1 protein-coding gene is annotated in these 1,388 nt (G+C 45.0%); it reads left to right on the top strand.

Features of this window, described 5'->3' with window-relative positions:
- Positions 1-129: 129 nt before the first annotated feature.
- Complete coding sequence (locus D9742_RS22735; protein WP_130238315.1) at positions 130-1,149, top strand: IS110 family transposase; 1,020 nt, start codon at positions 130-132, stop codon at positions 1,147-1,149.
- Positions 1,150-1,388: the final 239 nt, after the last annotated feature.

The following is a 1,388-nucleotide window of genomic DNA, read 5'->3' as shown; positions in this document are numbered from 1 at the left end:
CTCAAGATCCTTGATTTTTTTTATATCAGAAGCCTCCATGCCGCCGTATCTGGACTTCCAGTTAATGGGATGGACTACCTCCTCCCTCTGAGGTTAACTGAACAAAATATACTCAGCAGGAGCATTATCATGAATGTTATCTATCTCGGTATTGATCTGGCTAAAAATGTTTTTCAGCTTTGTGGATTAAATCAGGCGGGTAAACCGGTTTATAAAAAACGCACTGATCGTAACACGTTACTACAGACCGTCGCGAATATTCCGGCCTGCCTGATTGGTGTGGAAGCCTCCACGGGCGCATTTTACTGGCAGCGTGAGTTCGAAAAACTGGGACATAAGGTAAAAGTGATCAGTCCCCAGTATGTAAAACCCTTTGTCCGCGGGCAAAAAAATGACGGTAATGATGCACAGGCTATCGCAATTGCTCTGATGCAACCAACAATGCAATTCGTACCACCCAAAAGCCCGGAACAGCAGGATATTCAGGCTCTGCACCGGGCAAGACAGCGTATTGTTAATCACCGAACTGCGACAGTCTGTCAAATCAGAGGACTGCTGCTTGACCGTGGAATAACAATCGGTGCGGCTGTCTCCAGAGTTCGTCACGCTGTTCCGCTGATTCTGGAAGACGCAGAAAATGGTCTTAGTGCCAGAATGCGCAGAACGATCGCAGAACTCTATGATCTTTTTAACGATCTTGGTCGTCGTATCAACTTTTTTGATAAAGAAATTGATACTGTTTTCCGACAATCTGAAGCTTGTCAGCGGATTGCCAAAGTTAAAGGTATTGGCCCTAAAACAGCTACTGCAGTTGTTGCTGCGATCGGCAAAGGAACTGAATTCAAAAATGGCCGTCATTTCTCAGCCTGGTTGGGACTAGTACCAAGGCAGCACTCCAGTGGTGACAGACAGGTGCTAATGAACATGACCAAAAAAGGCGATAAGCACCTGCGAACCTTATTTATTCATGGAGCCCGGGCAGTCGTTAGAGTGGCTGCAAATAATAATGAGGGTTACTTAAATCAATGGGTTAATCAGCTAAAAGAACGACGAGGATTTAACAAAACAACCGTTGCAGTCGCCAATAAAAATGCCCGAATTATTTGGTCAATTCTTCACAATGAAACAGAGTACAGACCGGCAGTGTAATAGCATACCTTTAAAAGTTGCAAAGTATTGAAAAATGGCCACTGGTTGAACCTGCACGATCGGAACCTGACTATTATATTGGCCTTCGTGGCCGTCCAGTTGTTGAGGCGATTGTGTGCGGATTCCCCATTTGGGCACAGATATTTCTGATGCCGGATAGATGTAAGCAACAACCTAAAACCTGATTCAGTACTTGCAAAACGGAGGTAGTCCATAGATGTAGTAGGTGGCTTCAGAGA

The organism is Escherichia sp. E1V33, assembly GCF_004211955.1.
Taxonomy (GTDB): domain Bacteria; phylum Pseudomonadota; class Gammaproteobacteria; order Enterobacterales; family Enterobacteriaceae; genus Escherichia.
The sequence above is the reverse complement of the archived record's forward strand: the minus strand, read 5'-3'. Positions and strand labels throughout refer to the sequence as shown.